This is a genomic window from Rhodococcus sp. IEGM 1372 (assembly GCF_030056835.1).
Classification (GTDB): domain Bacteria; phylum Actinomycetota; class Actinomycetes; order Mycobacteriales; family Mycobacteriaceae; genus Rhodococcoides.
Genome location: NZ_JASHKS010000002.1, coordinates 279044 through 296520, shown reverse-complemented (window position 1 = coordinate 296520; position 17477 = coordinate 279044). Strand labels below are relative to the sequence as shown.

22 protein-coding genes and 1 tRNA gene are annotated in these 17477 nt (G+C 64.0%); 10 read left to right on the top strand and 13 right to left on the bottom strand.

Annotated features, from left to right (window positions below; translation table 11 throughout):
* The first annotated feature begins 4 nt into the window (after positions 1-4).
* Positions 5-1921 carry a DNA primase gene (gene dnaG, locus QM590_RS03910; protein ID WP_037193018.1) on the top strand — a complete coding sequence of 639 codons (1917 nt, stop codon included), beginning with the start codon at positions 5-7 and terminating at the stop codon, positions 1919-1921.
* On the opposite strand, the gene QM590_RS03905 is transcribed toward dnaG, so the two are convergent.
* Positions 1918-2163 (bottom strand): hypothetical protein, encoded by a 246-nt coding sequence (locus QM590_RS03905; RefSeq protein WP_068052299.1) that lies wholly within the window; start codon positions 2161-2163, stop codon positions 1918-1920. The two genes, dnaG and QM590_RS03905, sit on opposite strands and share 4 nt — an antisense overlap.
* Before the next feature lie 138 nt (positions 2164-2301).
* On the opposite strand from QM590_RS03905, the gene QM590_RS03900 reads away from it, so the two are divergent.
* Positions 2302-2374, top strand: a tRNA-Asn gene (locus QM590_RS03900).
* A 271-nt stretch (positions 2375-2645) separates the two neighbouring features.
* The gene (locus tag QM590_RS03895; protein WP_094640179.1) at positions 2646-3560 is read left to right on the top strand and encodes an AfsA-related hotdog domain-containing protein; all 915 of its coding nucleotides are present in this window, start codon (positions 2646-2648) and stop codon (positions 3558-3560) included.
* Here QM590_RS03895 and QM590_RS03890 read toward each other — a convergent pair.
* On the bottom strand, positions 3538-4179 hold the full coding sequence (locus QM590_RS03890; protein ID WP_269593816.1) for a ScbR family autoregulator-binding transcription factor: 642 nt from the start codon (positions 4177-4179) through the stop codon (positions 3538-3540). The two genes, QM590_RS03895 and QM590_RS03890, sit on opposite strands and share 23 nt — an antisense overlap.
* A gap of 82 nt (positions 4180-4261) precedes the next feature.
* Between QM590_RS03890 and QM590_RS03885 the strand changes: the two genes are divergently transcribed.
* From QM590_RS03885 to QM590_RS03875, 3 genes are all read left to right on the top strand, one after another.
* Positions 4262-4729: an NUDIX hydrolase gene (locus QM590_RS03885; protein ID WP_269593817.1), complete on the top strand. Its 468-nt coding sequence runs from the start codon at positions 4262-4264 to the stop codon at positions 4727-4729.
* A gap of 74 nt (positions 4730-4803) precedes the next feature.
* The gene (locus QM590_RS03880; protein ID WP_156516304.1) at positions 4804-4956 is read left to right on the top strand and encodes a hypothetical protein; all 153 of its coding nucleotides are present in this window, start codon (positions 4804-4806) and stop codon (positions 4954-4956) included.
* 52 nt (positions 4957-5008) lie between these two features.
* Entirely contained in the window at positions 5009-6475 is a 1467-nt protein-coding gene (locus tag QM590_RS03875; protein WP_269593818.1) for a DHA2 family efflux MFS transporter permease subunit, read from the top strand.
* 10 nt (positions 6476-6485) lie between these two features.
* Here QM590_RS03875 and QM590_RS03870 read toward each other — a convergent pair whose 3' ends face one another.
* Positions 6486-7208, bottom strand: a complete 723-nt coding sequence (locus QM590_RS03870) for a GAF and ANTAR domain-containing protein (protein ID WP_269593819.1) — start codon at positions 7206-7208, stop codon at positions 6486-6488.
* A gap of 116 nt (positions 7209-7324) precedes the next feature.
* On the opposite strand from QM590_RS03870, the gene QM590_RS03865 reads away from it, so the two are divergent.
* The 4 genes from QM590_RS03865 (at position 7325) to QM590_RS03850 (ending at position 10618) form a co-directional block, all read left to right on the top strand.
* Positions 7325-7792, top strand: coding sequence for a universal stress protein (locus QM590_RS03865; RefSeq protein ID WP_068052281.1), 468 nt, complete (start codon positions 7325-7327; stop codon positions 7790-7792).
* A gap of 104 nt (positions 7793-7896) precedes the next feature.
* Positions 7897-9687, top strand: coding sequence for a TIGR03767 family metallophosphoesterase (locus tag QM590_RS03860; protein ID WP_269593820.1), 1791 nt, complete (start codon positions 7897-7899; stop codon positions 9685-9687).
* Positions 9684-10037 (top strand): hypothetical protein, encoded by a 354-nt coding sequence (locus QM590_RS03855; RefSeq protein ID WP_269593821.1) that lies wholly within the window; start codon positions 9684-9686, stop codon positions 10035-10037. The genes QM590_RS03860 and QM590_RS03855 overlap by 4 nt, the downstream gene beginning before the upstream one ends.
* On the top strand, positions 10034-10618 hold the full coding sequence (locus QM590_RS03850; RefSeq protein ID WP_269593822.1) for a hypothetical protein: 585 nt from the start codon (positions 10034-10036) through the stop codon (positions 10616-10618). Before QM590_RS03855 ends, QM590_RS03850 begins: the two co-directional genes overlap by 4 nt.
* Positions 10619-10634: 16 nt before the next feature.
* Here the strand turns inward: QM590_RS03850 and QM590_RS03845 are convergent, their stop codons facing one another.
* From QM590_RS03845 to QM590_RS03800, 10 genes are all read right to left on the bottom strand, one after another.
* Entirely contained in the window at positions 10635-11252 is a 618-nt protein-coding gene (locus tag QM590_RS03845; protein ID WP_269593823.1) for a YdeI/OmpD-associated family protein, read from the bottom strand.
* Positions 11253-11635: 383 nt separating this feature from the next.
* A complete protein-coding gene (locus tag QM590_RS03840) occupies positions 11636-12217 on the bottom strand; it encodes a hypothetical protein (protein WP_269593824.1) in 582 nt (193 codons plus the stop codon).
* Positions 12214-12522: a hypothetical protein gene (locus QM590_RS03835; protein WP_269593825.1), complete on the bottom strand. Its 309-nt coding sequence runs from the start codon at positions 12520-12522 to the stop codon at positions 12214-12216. The genes QM590_RS03840 and QM590_RS03835 overlap by 4 nt, the downstream gene beginning before the upstream one ends.
* Entirely contained in the window at positions 12522-12926 is a 405-nt protein-coding gene (locus tag QM590_RS03830) for a hypothetical protein (RefSeq protein WP_269593826.1), read from the bottom strand. Before QM590_RS03830 ends, QM590_RS03835 begins: the two co-directional genes overlap by 1 nt.
* Positions 12923-13087 carry a hypothetical protein gene (locus QM590_RS03825; protein ID WP_179276619.1) on the bottom strand — a complete coding sequence of 55 codons (165 nt, stop codon included), beginning with the start codon at positions 13085-13087 and terminating at the stop codon, positions 12923-12925. Before QM590_RS03825 ends, QM590_RS03830 begins: the two co-directional genes overlap by 4 nt.
* 404 nt (positions 13088-13491) lie before the next feature.
* Entirely contained in the window at positions 13492-13785 is a 294-nt protein-coding gene (locus QM590_RS03820) for a hypothetical protein (RefSeq protein ID WP_269593827.1), read from the bottom strand.
* Positions 13782-14837 carry a hypothetical protein gene (locus tag QM590_RS03815; RefSeq protein WP_269593828.1) on the bottom strand — a complete coding sequence of 352 codons (1056 nt, stop codon included), beginning with the start codon at positions 14835-14837 and terminating at the stop codon, positions 13782-13784. The genes QM590_RS03820 and QM590_RS03815 overlap by 4 nt, the downstream gene beginning before the upstream one ends.
* Before the next feature lie 154 nt (positions 14838-14991).
* Positions 14992-16365 (bottom strand): DNA primase family protein, encoded by a 1374-nt coding sequence (locus QM590_RS03810; protein ID WP_269593829.1) that lies wholly within the window; start codon positions 16363-16365, stop codon positions 14992-14994.
* Positions 16365-16670, bottom strand: a complete 306-nt coding sequence (locus QM590_RS03805) for a hypothetical protein (RefSeq protein WP_230555689.1) — start codon at positions 16668-16670, stop codon at positions 16365-16367. The genes QM590_RS03810 and QM590_RS03805 overlap by 1 nt, the downstream gene beginning before the upstream one ends.
* A gap of 507 nt (positions 16671-17177) precedes the next feature.
* On the bottom strand, positions 17178-17372 hold the full coding sequence (locus QM590_RS03800; protein WP_094704636.1) for a helix-turn-helix domain-containing protein: 195 nt from the start codon (positions 17370-17372) through the stop codon (positions 17178-17180).
* Positions 17373-17477 lie beyond the last annotated feature (105 nt).

Below are 17477 nucleotides of genomic sequence, written 5' to 3'. Positions count from 1 at the left end.
CTTCGTGGCCGGCCGAATTCCTGAACGCGACATCGCCGCCATTCGCGAACGCACACGGATCGAGGACATAGTCGGCGACTACGTCTCGCTCAAGCGCGCGGGCGGCGACTCCATGAAGGGGCTGTGCCCCTTCCACGACGAGAAATCCCCGTCGTTCCATGTTCGCCCCAATCACGGTCACTATCACTGCTTCGGCTGCGGCGAAGGCGGTGACGCCTACTCCTTCCTGCAGAAGATCGAGCACATATCGTTCGTCGAGGCCGTCGAGCAACTGGCCGACCGGCTGAACTACTCGATCTCCTACGAGGGCGGAGGTCCGTCGGTTCAGCGCGACCGCGGCACCCGCGCGCGCCTGATCGCCGCCAACGCGGCAGCGCAGGAGTTCTACGCAGGCAGGCTCAGCGGTCCCGACGCCCAGGCCGCTCGGGACTACCTCACCGAACGCAACTTCGACGGGCACGCTGCCCTGGCCTACGGCTGTGGGTACGCACCCGACGGCTGGGACACCCTCACCAAACATCTGCTGGGCAAGGGTTTCGAGGCCAAGGAGATCGTCGACGCCGGGCTGGCCACACCCGGCAAGCGCGGAACGCCCATCGACCGCTTCCGGCGCCGGCTGGTGTGGCCCATTCGCAGCCAGAGCGGCGACGTCATCGGCTTCGGTGCGCGCAAGCTGTTCGACGACGACACGATGCCGGGTAAGTACATCAACACCCCGGAAACCATGCTGTACAAGAAGTCTCAGGTGTTGTTCGGCCTCGATCTTGCGCGCAAGGAAATTGCGAAGTCCCATCAGGCCGTCATCGTCGAGGGCTACACCGACGTGATGGCGATGCATCTGGCAGGCGTCAAGACTGCGGTGGCGTCCTGTGGAACCGCATTCGGCGAGGACCACCTGGCCATGCTGCGTCGACTGATGATGGACGACAGCTACTTTCGCGGCGAAGTGATCTACACCTTCGACGGCGACGAAGCCGGCCAGGCCGCCGCGATGAAGGCGTTCGAGGGTGATCAGAAGATCGCGGGTCAGACGTTCGTAGCAGTCGCCCCGGACGGAATGGACCCGTGCGACCTACGGCTGAAGTCCGGCGACAACGCCGTTCGCGATCTGGTCGCCAGGCGTACCCCGATGTTCGCCTTCGTGGTCAAATCACTTCTGCGAGAGCATGATCTGGACACGCCAGAGGGACGCGTCGAGGCGTTGAAGCGAACCGTCCCGGTGGTCGCCCGCATCAAGGACGCGTCGTTGCGGGACGAGTACGCCCGGCAGTTGGCCGGGTGGACCGGCTGGGACGACACCGCAATGGTGCTCGCCCGAGTGCGCGACGAGGCGAAGAAGGGTGCCAGGGGCGACACGAGCGGCAAACGCGTCCCGTTCGAGAAGCGTCAGGCTGCTCCCGTGGAGGCCCCCACGGGACCTCCACGTCCCAACCCCACCGATCCGTCTCTGTGGCCGCAGCGCGAAGCCCTCAAGGCGGTACTGCAGATGCCTGCGATGGCAGGCACGGTCTTCGATTCGCTCCCGCCGGAAAGCTTTCATCACCCGGCGTACTCGGCCGTGCGCGACGCGGTGGCCGCTGCCGGCGGCACCGCTGCAGGCCTGGGCGGAGGGGAGTGGGTCGACGCCGTGGCCAAACAAGCCAAGGACGCCGTTGTCGTGTCGTTGGTGACCGAGTTGGCCGTCGACCCGATGCGCGTGGCCGACGACGCTCTCACCCGCTACATCTCGGGCGTACTCGCACGGCTGCAGGAGGTGTGGGTCGGCCAACAGGTGGCCGAACTGAAATCGAAACTGCAGCGCATGTCACCGGTGGAGAAGCCCGACGACTACAACGCGCTGTTCGGCGACCTCATCGCCCTCGAGCAGTACCGCCGCAGTCTGCTCGAGCTCGCCGTCGGAAGTGTGGCCGAGGTCGGTTAGCGCCGCAGCTGATCGCGGGGAACGAAGACCTGGGTCTCGTCGTCGATCGGCTGCATCGGCTCGAGCCGCGGTTGCGTGTTCAGGGAATCGGACAGCTTCTGACGGCCGACCTCGATCGCCTTCTTGGTGGCGGGGCTCGACGCAACGGCGTTCGCAGTCTTGCGAATCTGCTCGTACCGGCCCCGTCCTGCCTTGGCGCCGAGCACATAAGCAGCTCCAGCCGCCAGTACCAAACGAATCATCAGTAGGTCCTTCCATAGAGCGTGCGGCTGTTCTTCCATCTTGCCCGACGAACCTCGAGCAGGGCGATTTGGTACTCGGCAGGGGGTGTGCGCTATTGTTTCCAACGGCTCGCACGAGAGTGTGACGCCGCGTGGTAATCCCCCATAGCTCAATTGGCAGAGCATTCGACTGTTAATCGAAGGGTTCCTGGTTCGAGTCCAGGTGGGGGAGCGCAGTCCCCGTTCGGTTCGCCCGGGCGGGGATTTTTGCTGTCCGGAGTGAGCCGCACGAGCCGCCCGGCACTGCTCGTGAACGTACCGAAACAAGTGGTACCGAGAGTTCGAGTTAGTTAACAGATCGTGACGGTTATTTCTGTATATCGATTGAATGAATCCCTTCGACCGATGCCAGTTTTGTCGGTCTCCCGCGACATACTGAACGAGCGATCCCGGTGGCTCAACAGTGCTATAAAAAGCCGGGTCGGTCGGTTTTAAGGGGCTTCATGAGTTTGAGTTACGCAGCAACAGTTCCACGGCACCTCGTGCATCGGAGGTCGCCGGGCGACGTTCTATTGACCGATTACGAGACCGTCGAGGGAACCCATCGGGCGGCCGTTCAGTTCCCCACGTCGCATCGCATGTTCGCGCCGGTGCGCCGAACCCACGACTCGTTGATGGTGGCCGAGGCTCTGCGCCAAGCGATCAGCCTCTTCTGCCACGTCAACCACGGGGTGCCACTCGATCACGTGGTGTTCATCGAGCACTCCCGTTTCGAGATCCTGGACCCGCTCTCGGTCGACGACATCGACGATTCGCTTGTCGCAGAGTCGATCACGACCGACGTGACGTTCGAGAACGAGTCGCTGGACAACATGAAGCTGTCTGCCCGACTACTGAACGGCACCCACCTCGTCGCGTCGGGGACGGCGTCTGTGCGGACCATCGGACCCGAGGTGTATTCGCAGTTCCGCAAGTCGACCGTTGCCGACCCCCACTTCCGTTTCCTGCCGGCCGGAACCGAGGTGGTCCCGGCGTCCTCCGTCGGCCGTCTCGATCCGTCCGACGTGGTGCTGGCACGGCACACATCCGACGGCACCATCGTCGTCGCGCCGGATCCGCGAAACCTGGCGATGTTCGACCATTCGGTCGAGTATCTGCCGGGAGTGACGATGCTCGAGGCGGCCCGTCAGGCTCTGCGTCTGGCGACCGAAACACCGACGTTGGATTTCACCTCCTGCGAGGTGAGATTCATGGGATTCGCCGAGTGGACCAACCCGTGCACGGTGATCGTCGACACGGACTCCACCGACGGCGTCTTTCGTATTCAGTTCGAGCACGACGGCGAGGTGCTGTCGGCGATGTCCGTCACGGTGACGTCCGAACCGTGGTTGGCCCCTACCGATCGCTCCAGTCGATAAGGGCGTCTTCGGCGACTGTCATCACGCGCGGGAGGCGTCGGCGCGGCACCACCGAGGGCAGCAACATCTGCCACATCTCGGTCAGCCGCTGCTGTAGATCGGCGCGTCCGGTCAACATCTCCGACACCGTCTGTACGCCGGTGAACGAGGCGACGATGTATCGACCGAGCGTGTGCGCGTCGATACCGTCGACGATGTCGCCCTCGGCCTGAGCACGTGCGGCCAGATCACCCATCTTGCCGATCCAGTCCTCGAATGCGCGCGCATTGGGGCTGTCGGCGATGGCCGACTCCAGCGTCAACCGCATACCCCCGCGGGCGATGGATTCGGTCTGCAGTTGGCGTCCCAATTCCTTGCTCACCAGGATCAAGGCATCCAATGCCTTCGGCGTCCGCTCCATGATGAGGGCACTCGCGCTCGCCGCCATGGACAGTTGCGCGTCGATAACTGCCTGCGCCAAATCTTCCTTGGACGAGAAGTGAAAGTACATCGCGCCTTTGCTGACCCCGGCATGGGCGATGATCGTGCTCAAACTTGCTGTGCCGTAACCGAACTTCTCGAAACTGGCGGCGGCTCCTTGGAGTACGGCCTGCCTGGTGGACGCTGCACGCTCCTGCATCGGTAGACAATAACTGTTACCCGGGTTCGCGGCACGACGGCGCGAAGGACTTCTCCCTCCGAATTGATGGCAGGCTGAGGCGATGGTCCACACCAGTGCAGGAATTCTGTTGTATCGCGTCGGTGTCGACGGTCCGGAAGTCCTGATCGCTCACCCCGGAGGACCGTTCTGGGCGCGTAAGGACGACGGAGCCTGGTCCATCGTCAAGGGGCTGATCACCGATGGTGAAGACCCCTGGACGGCGGCCCGACGGGAATTCCGAGAGGAAGTCGGTGTCGATGTGCCGGCCGGAGAACACATCGAACTCGGCACCGTCAGGCAGCGCGGCGGCAAGATCGTCATCGCGTTCGGCGTCGAGGCCGATCTGGATGTCTCGAATGCGGTGAGCAACACATTCGAGATCGAATGGCCGCCGAAATCCGGTCTCATGAAGTCGTTTCCCGAGGTCGATCGCGTCGAGTGGTTTCCGCTGGCGCAGGCGAGAACGAAACTGCTCGCCTCCCAGCACCCCTTTCTGGACGCGGTGGAGGCGGTTGTCGCAGCACCGTAGTTTCGGTGCGGGTTCCCGGGGTATCCACCGGCCGGAAATGGCGAGAGTCGCGGATGCAGAGTGGGAAACAGATCATGACACCTACGGGTACGGCAGGGGTGACCGCTCACGCGGAGACTGCTCTCGTGGAGACAGTGTGGGGCGGCCGGATAGTGGCATCGGGGTTCGTGGTTCTGGCCACAGGACTGTCGTGGGTCTTCGTCGCGTCGGCAATGATCGGACAGTGACCGAGAATCGGTCGGCCGATACTGCTCGGCGACAACGACGAAGGACAGCACTGTGACCGACAGCATTGCCTCAGCAACACCACCCTCGACGGAGGTGCCCGCACGTGCCTGGAAAGCGCTCGTGGTCCTGCTGTTGGGCATGTTCATGGCGCTGCTGGACACCACCATCGTCAACGTGGCACTGCCGACGATCAGCACCACGTTGGAAGCGTCGGAATCGGTTCTGTCGTGGATCATCTCGGGGTACGCACTTGCGTTCGGATTGGCTCTCATCCCGGCGGGCAAGGTAGGCGACCGCATCGGTCACAAGTGGGTCTTCTTCACCGGTCTGGCACTCTTCACCCTCGCGAGTTTCGCGTGCGGGCTGGCTCAGGACGATCTGCAACTGGTCGTCGCGCGAGTCGTTCAGGGCTTGGCGGGCGGCATGTTCGTTCCCGCCGTCACCGCGTTCATCCAGCTGTTGTTCCCAGGGCCGGTGCGGGGCAAGGCCTTCGCCATCATGGGTGCCGTCATCGGAGTGTCGACCGCGCTCGGTCCCATCGCCGGCGGCCTGATCATCCAGGCTTTCGGCGACGAGAACGGCTGGCGGCTCGTGTTCTGGGTCAACCTGCCGATCGGGATCGTCGGTCTCGTCGCGGCTGCAGTGCTACTTCCGGGCAAGACCGATACCGAACCGGCTGCGCGCCCAGGAATCGACTGGCTCGGACTGGTGCTCATCTCCGCGGGTCTCATCGCGCTGCTCGTTCCGCTGATCGAGGGCCAGGAACTGGGCTGGCCCCTGTGGACCTACCTGACGATCGCAGCGGGACTCGGTCTGATCGCGTTGTTCGGCTGGTGGGAAGTGATTCGGACGGGCCGCGGACAGAATCCGCTGGTACCACCGCGATTGTTCACCCGTCCGGCGTTCACCGGAGGCGTGATCCTCGCGCTCGTCTACTTCGCTGCCTTCACGAGCATCTTCTTCACCATCTCGTTGCTGTGGCAGACCGGACTCGGCAACACGGCACTGGCATCGGGCCTGGTGTCCATACCCTTCGCGATCGGCAGCATCATCGCCGCCTCGCAGAGCAACAGGCTGACGATCCGACTCGGGCGTACCGTTCTGATACTCGGCGCGTCCCTCGTCTCGATCGGGCTCATCTGGTTGTGGATCATCCTCGCGACCAGCTCCGCCGACACGATCTCGCACTGGACGCTGATGGTGCCACTGTTCATCGCGGGTCTCGGCAACGGTGCGTTCATCGCACCCAACGCGCAGTTCATCGTCGCGACCGTCGATCGCGACGACGCGGGAGCCGCGAGCGGCGTCATTTCCACGATGCAGCGCGTCGGCTCGGCGATCGGCATCGCAGTGATCGGCAGCGTGCTGTTCGGGTCGCTCGAGATCACCGGGCCCGACACCGTCGGGTCGGGCTTTCTACACGGAGCAGCCATGGCAATGGCTGTCAGCGCAGCGTTCAGTGTGATTGCGCTGGCGTTGGTCTTCGCGCTTCCCAAAAAGGTTCAGGGCGCACACTGAGCGCTGCCGATCAGCCCTTCAGGCCTTTGCTGTGTCGCGCGACCACGGTGGACGCGAGATCGGCAATCTTGACGTTCAGATCCTGGGAAGACTTGCGCAACAACGCGAACGCCTCGTCGCCGTTCACGTCGTGCAGGGCCATGATCAAGCCGATCGCCTTGCCGATCTCACGGTTGCTCTCGAGGCCGGCGCGCAGCGTCGACGCTTCTTCGCCGTTCATGACGGCGGCGACGGTGATGGAGGTGAAAGCCGTCAGAATGACTGCCTTGTCCACACTGTCCGAGCCGAAGACGCCGGGACGATCGGTGAACAGGTTGAGCGCGCCCACCTTCTGTTCGTCGACCTTGAGCCGAAATCCCATCGCGCCTCGTACCGGCGTCCGGTTCAACACACCGCGAGCCATCGCCGGCCACTGGGTGGGAGTGCGGAAGTCGGCTTCGAGCTGGGCTGCCTCGCTGGTGATCGCGTCCAGGCACGGTCCTTCGCCGGTAGCGCGCTCGATATCGTCGACGACACGCGCGATGTCGTCCGAGGCTGCGACCGTGACAGCCTTTCCATGGCGCATCAACATCAAGCTGGCGTGGTCACAATGCGGGACCAACAGCGTGGCCGCATTGCACAGTGCAGTGTAGACCTCTTCGGCGGTGGTGCCTCGGTACACGATGTCGGCCAGGGCCGCGAACACAGTAGCCGGGTCGGTGGACGGGGCGTCGAACTGTCGGTCGTCGTTCATTGCTTCTCCCGTCGCGTGTGGAACCGTCTCCCCGATAACCGGGCGTAGGTGCTCCTTACCGTACCGCCAGGCGGCTGGGGGTACGAACAGTCGGGTCTCGGCAGTAGCCTCAGGTCGTGAGCGATGCGCAGGAGTCCACCGGGTTCGAGTACGGCCACGACGGACCGAAATCGATCGTGGTGGGCGTCGACGGGTCCGATTCGTCCTGGCGCGCTGCTGCCTATGCGGCAGGGCTCGCCCGTAGGCAGCGGTCGCTGCTGGTGCTGGTGTACGTGCAACCCATTGCGACGGCCTCGTGGGGCCAGGCAGGCATTTCACTTGTCGAAACCGGTCAACAGATAGCCGACGAACTGCTCGACTACATCAGAACGTCGGCCGCCCGGTTCGGGGATCGGGAGCACGTGCGGTGGGAGTTCCGAACCGCACAGGGCGACCCGTACAACGGGCTGATCGCCGTGGCAGAGCAATTGCGTACCGACGCCGTCGTGGTGGGGGCGTCCGAGACTGCCGGACACCGAATCGCCGGCTCGGTGGCGGTGCGATTGGTCAAAGCGGGACGGTGGCCGGTGACCGTCGTGCCCTGAACGCGGCGAAATCGAGCCGATCTGCGGTCTGCCCTGTAAAAATAGGCAGTCACCTCGTCGGATGCGAGGCGCACGTGGTGCCGTTTTCGGATCCGAGGAGTTCCATGACCGGGCTGTCGCGTAGACAATTCGTAGCGAGAGTGGGGACACTCGCGGCGGTGTGGGGGATCGCACCCCACGTGCTGGGTCAGGCTCTTGCGGCGCACGCCCAGCCCGTGGACGCGGGCGGAACCGGAACTCTCGCGCAGACGATCCTGCGATCCTCGACAGGGCCGGGGAAGTACCGCGTGCTCGGTGCCGGTCCGGGGGAGCCGTACGTCGCACGCCTCGACGTTCTCGGACGAGCGCCGAACCCGTCGAGGGTGCAGTCGCGACGGTCGCTGCTCTACCTCGGGCACCTGTCGGACATGCACGTCATCGACGCCCAATCGCCCGGCCGCATCGAGCCCATGATCGTCTCCGACCACGCCGCTTGGGGTTCGGCGTTCCATCCGCAGGACCCGCTGACCGTGCACGTCACCGCGGCGATGGTGAAGGCATTCGCGGACGCGCGGATCAGCCCGGTCACCGGCGCACCGATGGGGGCTGCCGTGGTCACCGGGGACAGTGCCGACATGCATTCGCACCTCGAATTACGCTGGTACATCGACGTTCTCGACGGCGTACCGGTCCGGCCGACGAGTGGGGCCGCGGACATCTTCGAGGGTGTTCAGGCCTGGCCGGAGGCGCAGTGGGCCTACCGACCCGGTGATCCTTCGGGAGGGTCGTTCGGCGATTACGGATTCCCGACGCTTCCCGACCTTCTCACCCAGGCGATGTCGGGAACCGTCGAATCGGTGGGGCTGCCCGTGCCGTGGTACTCGGTCTACGGCAACCACGACACGCTGTTGCTCGGCACATTCGATCTGTCCGCGCAACTGCATGCGCTCGCCGTCGGGGGTCGCAAGGCGTACACCCTCGAGGCGACGGCCACCTCGGCCCTCGCCGGCTATGCCTCGACTGCCAGTCCACTGCAGCGGATGGTCGATGCGCTCGGCGTGGGATCGGGTGCGCGATCGGGGTTTCGGGCGGTGTCGGCCGACCCGGCACGGTACCTGTTCGAGCAACGTGAGTTCATGCAGGAGCATTTCGAGACCACTCCGACGCCGGGTCCGATCGGTCATGGCTTCACCCAGCACAATCTCGATTCCGGTGAGACGTGGTGGGCGGCAGACCCCACCCCGAACATCCGAACGTTCGGACTCGACACCTGCAACGCCGTCGCCGGCCCCGACGGTGCGGTGCCCGAGAATCAATTCGACTGGCTCACTCAGCAATTGGAGAAAGCGCAGGCCGAGCGCAAGCTCGTGCTGATCTACACCCATCACAACAGTCTCACGCTGGAGAACCGAGCACAGAGGCCAGGGCAATCGGTGAAGCTCTACGGCGCAGACGAATTCATCGATCTGATGTTGAAGTATCCCGTGGTGATCGGCTGGCTCAACGGCCACACCCATCAGAACCAGATTCTGGCGCATTCGAGCGGCGGACGCGGATTCTGGGAGATCACCACCGCGTCGTGCATAGATTTCCCGCAGCAGCAGCAGGTGGTCGAGATCGTCGACAATCGGGACGGAACTCTGTCGCTGTTCACCACGGTGCTCGATCACGCGTCGCCGATCACACCCGGAAACAGTGGCAGCTACCTGGATCTGGCGTCGCGCAGTCGCGAACTGGCGGCCAACGACTGGGCCGAGAATCCGTTGATGCGTCGAGGGTCGCGTCTGGATCGCAACACCGAATTGCTCTTGCCGGCACCGTTCGATCTGAGTGCCATCACCGACGCCGCCCTCGAGCAGCAGCACCTGGACGAGCATGCGCGACTGATCGCCTACGAGACGAGGCAGGGCCGATGAGCGGATTTCGCGGGAAAGTTCTTCTGGTGTGTGCGGTCCTGGTGGCGAGCGCGGGGTGCTCGCAGACTGCTGCGCTCGCGCCGGTCGGCGGTGCCGAACTCGGGGACCTCCGCTACGCCGTCAACGACGTCCTGTTCGAGAAGGGAATCGAGATACTGGTCGCGCCGGTGTGCTCGGGTACCGGAGCCGACATCGAATGTGTCGGGAAGACCACCGACAACGAGACGATCACCGGTTCGGCCACGTCGGACGACGCGAGCACCGTCGAGGTGAGGGTCGGCACGAACGTCCTGTACTCGGGCTCCGTGCAGGACGTGCTCGACCGCAACTCGACGGTCGGTGCACCGTGAGAGGAAGTGCAGTTCTTGTTGCCGTAGTCGTCGTATCGGCTCTGATTCAGGCGCTGACTGTGGCCGGGGATCCGGTGCCGACGGCGTCTCTCGGTTTCGCCGCGTTGGTCGTCGTTTCGGCCGTCACCGTGGTGCTGGCACTGTGGATCACCGCGTCGACGGCACTCGATGTGGTGGACGGCAACGTCCGCGGTGTGTGGGGTCGGGCATGGCGACGGCCGCGCGTCCTGGTGTGGTGCGTGGTGCTGACTCTTGTGGCCGTTGCCTCCGCAATTCTCTTCCCGCTGCTTCCGGTCATCGTGATTCTGGTTGTGCTGCTGGTGCTTCCGGCAGTGGCCGACGGGCAACGACATCCGTTCCGTGCTGCGTCGGCTACGGTCCGGCGGTCCCCGGGGCGGTGCGCAGTCGCGGCAGTCGTCACGATTGTTGCCTTCGTCCTCGCCTGGGTCGTGGCACTGGTACTGGGTTTCTTCGTCATCGGCGTGGTGGCGGCGTTTCTCACGTGGGTGTGGTTCGGGGCGAATGCTGCTGTGCTGCTGGTGTATTGGTCGCGGCTGTACCGAAGAGCAGTGCTGACTTGACCTCGGTCGACGGCACTCAGCCGCGGGCTCGGCGACCGGCCGCGGCCTCCGCGACGACCTGAGTGATTCGACCTACGCGAGTGTCCTCTCGCACGGCGCTGACAATCCACCACAGCATCTGCTTGCGAGCACTGGGCGGAAAGCCGTCCCAATTGCTTCTAGCGCGTGGATCTCTGTTCAGCTCCGTCGCCAACGTGGGTGGTTCCACCAGGTCTTCGACTTGGTCGGCAATCGTCCACCAGCCGTTGGATTTCGCCGCAGCGATGGCGTGGCGACCCGCGTCGGTCATGAGACCACGGTCTTCCATATCGGCGGCGCGTTTCCGGTTCAGACGGGTCCACTGGCTCTTGGGCCTGCGCGGCGTGAACATCTGCAGGCTGCGCTCGTCGTCGAGGATGCTGCTGGTGGAATCGATCCAACCGAAGCAGATGGCTTCCTCGACGGCATCGGGGTACGCGCAGCGGGATCGGTCGAGGGTGTTCCGCCAGGAGCACAGCCACACGCCTCGGGTCGAGCTGTGATTGTCCGCCAGCCAGGTGCGCCACTGCGTCCGAGTTTCGGCGTGAATGATCGGGTAGTCGAACTTCCACGTCGGTGGGTGGTCGGACGCCGACTGCCACTCCGACGCAGTCACTTGCTTGCTCGTGGTGTTATCGCGCTGTGGTTGCACATCTCGTCAGTGTGCCCACCCTCGAGGACATCCTGCGTCCGCATTGGCCGATGTTCGGGGATGAACTGCCGAATTCGTGCAACAGTTTTATGGGAAGACCGCTGGAGTGGGGCGGGCGGGGCTCGAACCCGCGACCAATGGATTATGAGTTATATTTTCATGTTCCCGGCCGATCCTGGCGATTCACGAACGCGCCCTCAAATCGACTGTAGTGCAGATCATCCTGCTTAGTGCTCCCGGTGCATCACTCGGATTCCCGTCGCGTCCCGGCGCTACTGCTATCCCTGTGCTATCCGAGACGGCGATGATCGGCGGGCGCTTCCGTTCTCGTCGGACATACCCTCCGGTCATGCCGCGTTGCCGTGTCGCGTCTGGCGGTAGCGCCGATATGCGCGGGCGTCCCTCCACGCGTCGAGTCCGAGTTCTTCGACGTCGTGACGGTCGCTCTCGGTCGGCACTTCGTAGGGGTCGAGAAAATCCCGCCAAGTCGGCTCGGCCGCTCGGCGTTGAACGTTGACGCCTCGCAGGGCTGCGCTAGACGTGGGGTCGAAGTGGCTCACGTTCGGATTCCGTTTCTTCTTGTCGGTCTTGTCGGGGGTGTCGTCACGGTCGGTGAACTGTCTTCCGCTGCCGAAACGGACCCGCTTGTGCCACCCGCTGGAGCTGGACCACCCCTGCTGCCGGCAAAAGTTGTCGGCGCGCAATATCTCGGCCGGCGCAGGTTGGCCGGTGTGGGCCGTAAACACGTCTGCACGGACGCAACACACACACCGCCATCCGACCGCGTCCAGCCGGCGACTCGTGCGGGTGTGTTGAACGATTCGGATATCGAGTGTCACGGTGCGCGGCTCCAGGACGTGACCGCGTGGACACGTCGCCGGCACGATGAGCGAGACCTCGGTACCCTCGGCCGCGTTGTCGGTTGTCACTGCGGACCCTCCCAGGCCATCAGTTCGCTCCAGCGCCAACCCGCCACAGCGACACCCATCGAGTGCGGTCCATCGATCGGCGTGCCGTCTGCCACGAGACCTTTCTCGATGAGCCACGCCGCGTATGCCTCCCAGTGGGTCTCGTCGCATCGCATGCGCCACGTCTCGAAGCTCTCGTCGGCCTGGCGAACGCAGCGCCGATGCCAGTACCGCCAGGCGCTCGGGCGAAAGTTCGCCGGCACGTCGGCGAAGGTCAGCTCGTCGGCGTTCGGTGTCAATTCAGCGGGTGTGGCGGCGCGCGCCATCAGGCTCCCCGTCCGCGCGATTTGTCGCCTCGCTGGCGTGTGGCGTCGCGGGCCTGGTTCGGCCGTCCGTTGCCCACATGCACGCCTCGGACACCGCCTTGGCCGGTGGACGGCACACCCGCTCGGGCGGCATTGATCCGCTGGTCCATGACGGCCATGAGGCGAGTCAGCGCGATTCGCTGCTGTCGCGATTCCACTACGGCGGCGTTCACCTTCACCGTTCCCGCTGAGTTCGTGGTCGTCACCCCGTTCGCCGAAATGTCGGCGTCCAGTTGCTTCAGGATGTCGGCGACAGCGCACGCCTGGTCCAGAACGACCAGGTCGTCGTCGTCCAGGATGAGTGCCGCGTCGGTGGCCTTCGCGACGAAAATCCGTCGCAGTTCCTGCGAACTTTCGGCGGTCATTTGAGCCCCGCAATGCCGAGGTGCAGCGACGCGAGCAGGGCGTGGAAGTCGGGGGAGATTTCGTACGACTTGTCGGCGAGACGGTACGCCTTCGCGAGAGCGGCCTCGGCGGCGGCGAGATGCTCAGTCTTGGTGCTGGCGCTTGGTGGAGTGATAGGCATGGCGCGCAATCCTTTTCGACGTCTTCGAGCACCCGATTAGGCGCTCGAAACTACGGTATCGGCGCTGTCAAAAGTTTGCCCGCTGGTGCTTCCCTCTGGTGTCCAACCCGCTTGATCTAGCGAAAAGCGTTAAGCGCCAGTGGAGTTCGCCCCGCTGGTGGGTGGGACGTCGCTCCACGGTCGATGTGGAGGGCCTCTAGGTGCGGCAAAACGCCTGCTCAGAGCCTATATCTGGCCTGGGAGGGCATACTTTCCGAACCGGGCAGGTGAGAAAGCGGAGTACGGGGCTGCCTTCCGTGAACGGGGGCGGGGGGAGGTGGACCCCCTGGGGTCGAGACGACGATGCCCCGACACTCCGCGATGGAATGCCGGGGCTGTACGCCACGCTGAGGCGTCGGCTGCTGTCAGTTGTCCAAGTACCGGCCGAACCCTCTGCCGGCGTTCTCGCGACGCTGAGCATTCTTGATCGGTGACCCACCGCTCTCGCCTCGACCAGCCTCCACCTGCGAGACTCCGTGCGACATGTCGGCCTCGGCCTGCCGATCGGCTTCGCGCTTGCTTCTCTTGATGGCCATCGAGTTCTCGTGTTCCCGTTTACGTTCGTCGCGTTCGAGCTGTGCTTTCTTCGCTCGCAACGTCGCAGCTACGTGATGGTCGTCGGACAGGTAACGACCAACCCCTCGGTTCTTGGCGGTCACCGTGCTGCCTCCACTTCGTCCAGTGCCGCTACCCCTGCGGCCGGTGGCCTGCCATGTGCGAGCCACCAGACAAGGGCCATATGGGACCCCTCTATACGGACCCCTACCTCGGCTCCCACGAATTGCCGCTCCCACGAAATCCGTTCGGCGTCTGTGTCGTTCAGCAACTCCAGAGGCCGTTTCGGATCGAACCCGCTCGACAGCGCCACTGCGAGCCAACGGCGCGTCGACTGGACCTCGGTCCACCGGACCACGGCTTCCCGCCATGCTCGCCAGGCTGCCGAGACCGCCGGGTCGTCTTGCTCGATGATGTCTTCTGCGCTGGCGTCGACCGATAGGCCCGCTGGCTCAAGGGCGTCCGCTGCCGTACCGGCGCTATCGAGAATCGACAGTGTGCGAGAACTGAGCAGCTTTTCGATGCTCTCACGGTTGTTGCGAACCCGCTCGGCGTTGCGTTCGGCGTGCTGGCGGCGGAGTCGAGTGCGCACGTCCACGGCGAAGCCTTCCGGCCGACCCACGGGCCGCTGATGCTCGTTGTGCGCCATGAAGGGCGTGAGGATCGGCGGTACGGCCCTCTTCGACGCGCTGGCATCCCACCCTTCCGACAGAAGTCCGTCCAGTAGGGCATCCTCGGCCGCTTTGGCCTTCGCCGCCTCCAGTTCGCCGACCTCGGCGTTTACGCGGTGTTCGATGGCCGATGACTGCCGTGCGATGTCATCGAGCCGTAGAAGCTCGCTCACGGCCTCGCCGGCCTCTCCGCACAGTACGGTCGAGATCGTCGGTCCACCGCGCTGTGCGTCGATCTGGGCGCGTGCACGTTCGGCTGTTGCTCGGTCTTCCGAGAGTCGCAAGTCGCGCTCTCGGGCTCCCACTTGCGTCGTCCCGACTACGGCCCTCATGTCGCGTTCTCCGGCGTCGGACATTGCGAGTCGGTTCCCTGCCTCTACTGCGCTAGCCGAGAGCAGATCGGGGCTCTCGTCCTCACCGATTTCCTGGGCGATGTCGTCCGCGTTCGTCGGTGGTGTGTTGGGGTTGAATCCTGTTGCGCTCATGCGATGCTCTCTTTTCTTCCACTTAGGGTGTGCTTATTAGTGCTGGTCACAAATGGTGAGGGGAAAAAGGGGATTTCAATATGTAATCGCCCTACGCGTACACATGGAGAATTAGGTTTTCAATTCCCCTTTTTCCCCTCCGGGCATTTCCGGTTCAATCCTGGGAGGAGGAGAGGACCAGCTTTCGCTCCGGCAGTCGGTAGCCGAACACGTAGTTCTGCTTGCCGGTCGAAATCCGTACGGGCACGTTCCGGGCTTCCAGTGCCTCACGGAAAGCTTTCTTCGCCAGAGGCGGCTGCTCGTTCTTGGTGGCCCACATGGTCCACCGGCTGTAGACCGTGGACAGGAGGGCCTTCTCGTCGGCGTCGATTTCCATCACCTGGTCCAGGAACTGGCTCACTGCGTCCTGCGCGCGCCGATAACCTGCCGTGGCACCCTTCACGGCCTCGGGAGCTGCGAGGTCTCCACGGTCCAGGTAGTCGCGTCTGCCGGCGAGCATCCACGCGAGTACGGCGTCCGCGTCCAGTTCCAGGCGTGCCGGCAGGTCCTTCACTCGGTCGGCCTCCGGGATCACCACGCCGAACGGGACCACACGCAGGCGTGCCCATAACGCCGGATCGTCGCCGCGCACTTTCGGCAGGTGGTTCGTCACGAGAAACGGCGAGTGGCTCGGCTCGAACTCTACGAAATCTCGGTGCATCCGACGCGCTTTGATCCTGTCCCCGCCGACAAGTCGTTTCACCGTCGCAGCGGCGAGCTGTGCACCCTGTCCGGTCTCGGAGACCGTGACCAGTCGCAGTCCGCGCAAGTCCATCTCGCCGGTGGTGTGAGCGCCTCTGCGATCGAGGAACAACTCGGACTCGCCGATGCCGGCATACGATCCGAGCGCGTGATTCAGAGCGCCGTAGAACACTCCCTTACCGTTCCGGCCCTCTCCGTGCAGGATCGTCAGAATGTGCTCGGTTACTCGGCCGCTCAGTGCGTAGCCGGCGTATCGCTGGAGGAATGTGCGAACCTCGGCGTCGGGCAGTGAGGACTTCAGAAATCTCTCCCACGCCACGGAACGGGATTCGGGTCGGTATGCCGCGCGTGTGACCTTCGTTATTCGGTCGTCTGGGTCGTGCGCTCGCAATGTCCCGTCGAGTAGGTCAACGGTCCCGTTCGCCACGTTGAGAACGTTCGGGTCGGCGTCCAGGTCGGCCACGGTGCAGTGAAACTCGGGCAGCTTCGCCGCGATGCTGAGCACTCCAGCAAGTCCGCTCGCACGCTCACAGGACGCAATCTCGGACAGGGCGTCCTTGTCCACGGACTCCTGCGAGCGACCCGCTCGGAGTAGTGCGAGCAGTAGCCGAGTAGCGACCACTCCGTCCGGGTCCTCGGTCCAGCGGGTCCCGTCGTAGGCGAACCATCCGAGACCGGTAACGAACATGACGTCGTTCGCATGATGTTCGGCGAGCAGGTATGCCCACCGCGCTTGTCCGCTGTGTTGGCGTGAGAGTCGCAGACTGCGGGTGTCGTCGGTAGTCACTAGAAAATCTCCGTCAGTTCGTGCTTGAAGCGCGCGACAAGCTCTGCGCGCAGGGGCCGGGGCATCAGAAATCTCGTCGGCAATCCCACCTCGGCCGCGACCTCGGCCCCGATGGCCAGCGGCACGATGACCGGCAGTCGACCCTCGGCGCGGTAGAACTCACGCAGAACGTCCACGGTGCTTTTAGGGAGCGCTTTTCGTGGGTCCCGCTTGTCGATTGTGCGCATCCGGTGGGTTCGGTCGGTGACCGGTGCGTTGCCCATGCTGCGGACCGGGACCGTGGCGTCGAGCTGCGTTTCCAGCACCGACGACGGTAAATCCGTAAGGCACCGCACAGCGAGGTCGATAAGCGCCTCTCCACCCTCGGCAAGTAGGCGGTTCTGCAAACGAATTGATCGGATTCCCATCGCGCGCAACACGAGTCGTCGTTCGTCGGCGGCATACTTGGGTCCGTCGAAGCGCGAGCTGTGAGCGTCGCGGCAGACCCGGCAACTTTCGTCGTATTCGTGGGGCTCGCACTCGGCAAATCGGATCATCGTCCACCGCCGACGATCGAGACCAGCGCACCGACGTTGGAGAGCAACGCGACGCAACCCCAGAAAACGGGAGACTCGAGAATGTCGGACGTACGCGCTAGAATCGCCTCGGGAGACGAAATCCGGTGACTTAGCGGTAGGTGACCATTTCGGCGAGATGCCCTCGACTTCGGTCGGGGGTTTTCTTGTGTGTAAAGCATTGCAGAGGACCATCTTTCAAGTCGGCAGTTGTGGGCTGAGCCGGCCTCGGGATGGGTGACGAGTAGAGGTCCCCGGTTACGCTCCGACGAGTGTTGCGGCCTTCTCGCGAGCAATCCACACGTTCAAATCGCGCAGGTCGTACCAGACTCGGCCACCGATCCGGTAGCTCGGCGGGCCGATTCCGCGTGCTCGCATGTTGGCGAGCGTCTTGGTGGACAGGTCGAGAAATTCGGCCGCGCCGCTGGCGTTGAGTCGGTCTGTGGGTTGCATTGGTGCCTCCGGGGTTTCGGTTGGTTCATGCTGTGACGTCACTAGATCACGCCGAAAACCGTTGTGCCACATGTCAACTTTGACGAAAGAATCGGACATCCCCAG

Excerpts from the sequence above, each read along its gene's own strand:
- QM590_RS03905 (WP_068052299.1), bottom strand. The coding sequence starts at position 2,163 with ATGATTCGTTTGGTACTGGCGGCTGGAGCTGCTTATGTGCTCGGCGCC.
- QM590_RS03895 (WP_094640179.1), top strand. The coding sequence starts at position 2,646 with ATGAGTTTGAGTTACGCAGCAACAGTTCCACGGCACCTCGTGCATCGG.
- QM590_RS03890 (WP_269593816.1), bottom strand. The coding sequence starts at position 4,179 with ATGCAGGAGCGTGCAGCGTCCACCAGGCAGGCCGTACTCCAAGGAGCC.
- QM590_RS03885 (WP_269593817.1), top strand. The coding sequence starts at position 4,262 with ATGGTCCACACCAGTGCAGGAATTCTGTTGTATCGCGTCGGTGTCGAC.
- QM590_RS03880 (WP_156516304.1), top strand. The coding sequence starts at position 4,804 with ATGACACCTACGGGTACGGCAGGGGTGACCGCTCACGCGGAGACTGCT.
- QM590_RS03870 (WP_269593819.1), bottom strand. The coding sequence starts at position 7,208 with ATGAACGACGACCGACAGTTCGACGCCCCGTCCACCGACCCGGCTACT.
- QM590_RS03860 (WP_269593820.1), top strand. The coding sequence starts at position 7,897 with ATGACCGGGCTGTCGCGTAGACAATTCGTAGCGAGAGTGGGGACACTC.
- QM590_RS03855 (WP_269593821.1), top strand. The coding sequence starts at position 9,684 with ATGAGCGGATTTCGCGGGAAAGTTCTTCTGGTGTGTGCGGTCCTGGTG.
- QM590_RS03835 (WP_269593825.1), bottom strand. The coding sequence starts at position 12,522 with ATGGCGCGCGCCGCCACACCCGCTGAATTGACACCGAACGCCGACGAG.
- QM590_RS03830 (WP_269593826.1), bottom strand. The coding sequence starts at position 12,926 with ATGACCGCCGAAAGTTCGCAGGAACTGCGACGGATTTTCGTCGCGAAG.
- QM590_RS03825 (WP_179276619.1), bottom strand. The coding sequence starts at position 13,087 with ATGCCTATCACTCCACCAAGCGCCAGCACCAAGACTGAGCATCTCGCC.
- QM590_RS03815 (WP_269593828.1), bottom strand. The coding sequence starts at position 14,837 with ATGAGCGCAACAGGATTCAACCCCAACACACCACCGACGAACGCGGAC.
- QM590_RS03800 (WP_094704636.1), bottom strand. The coding sequence starts at position 17,372 with ATGCAACCCACAGACCGACTCAACGCCAGCGGCGCGGCCGAATTTCTC.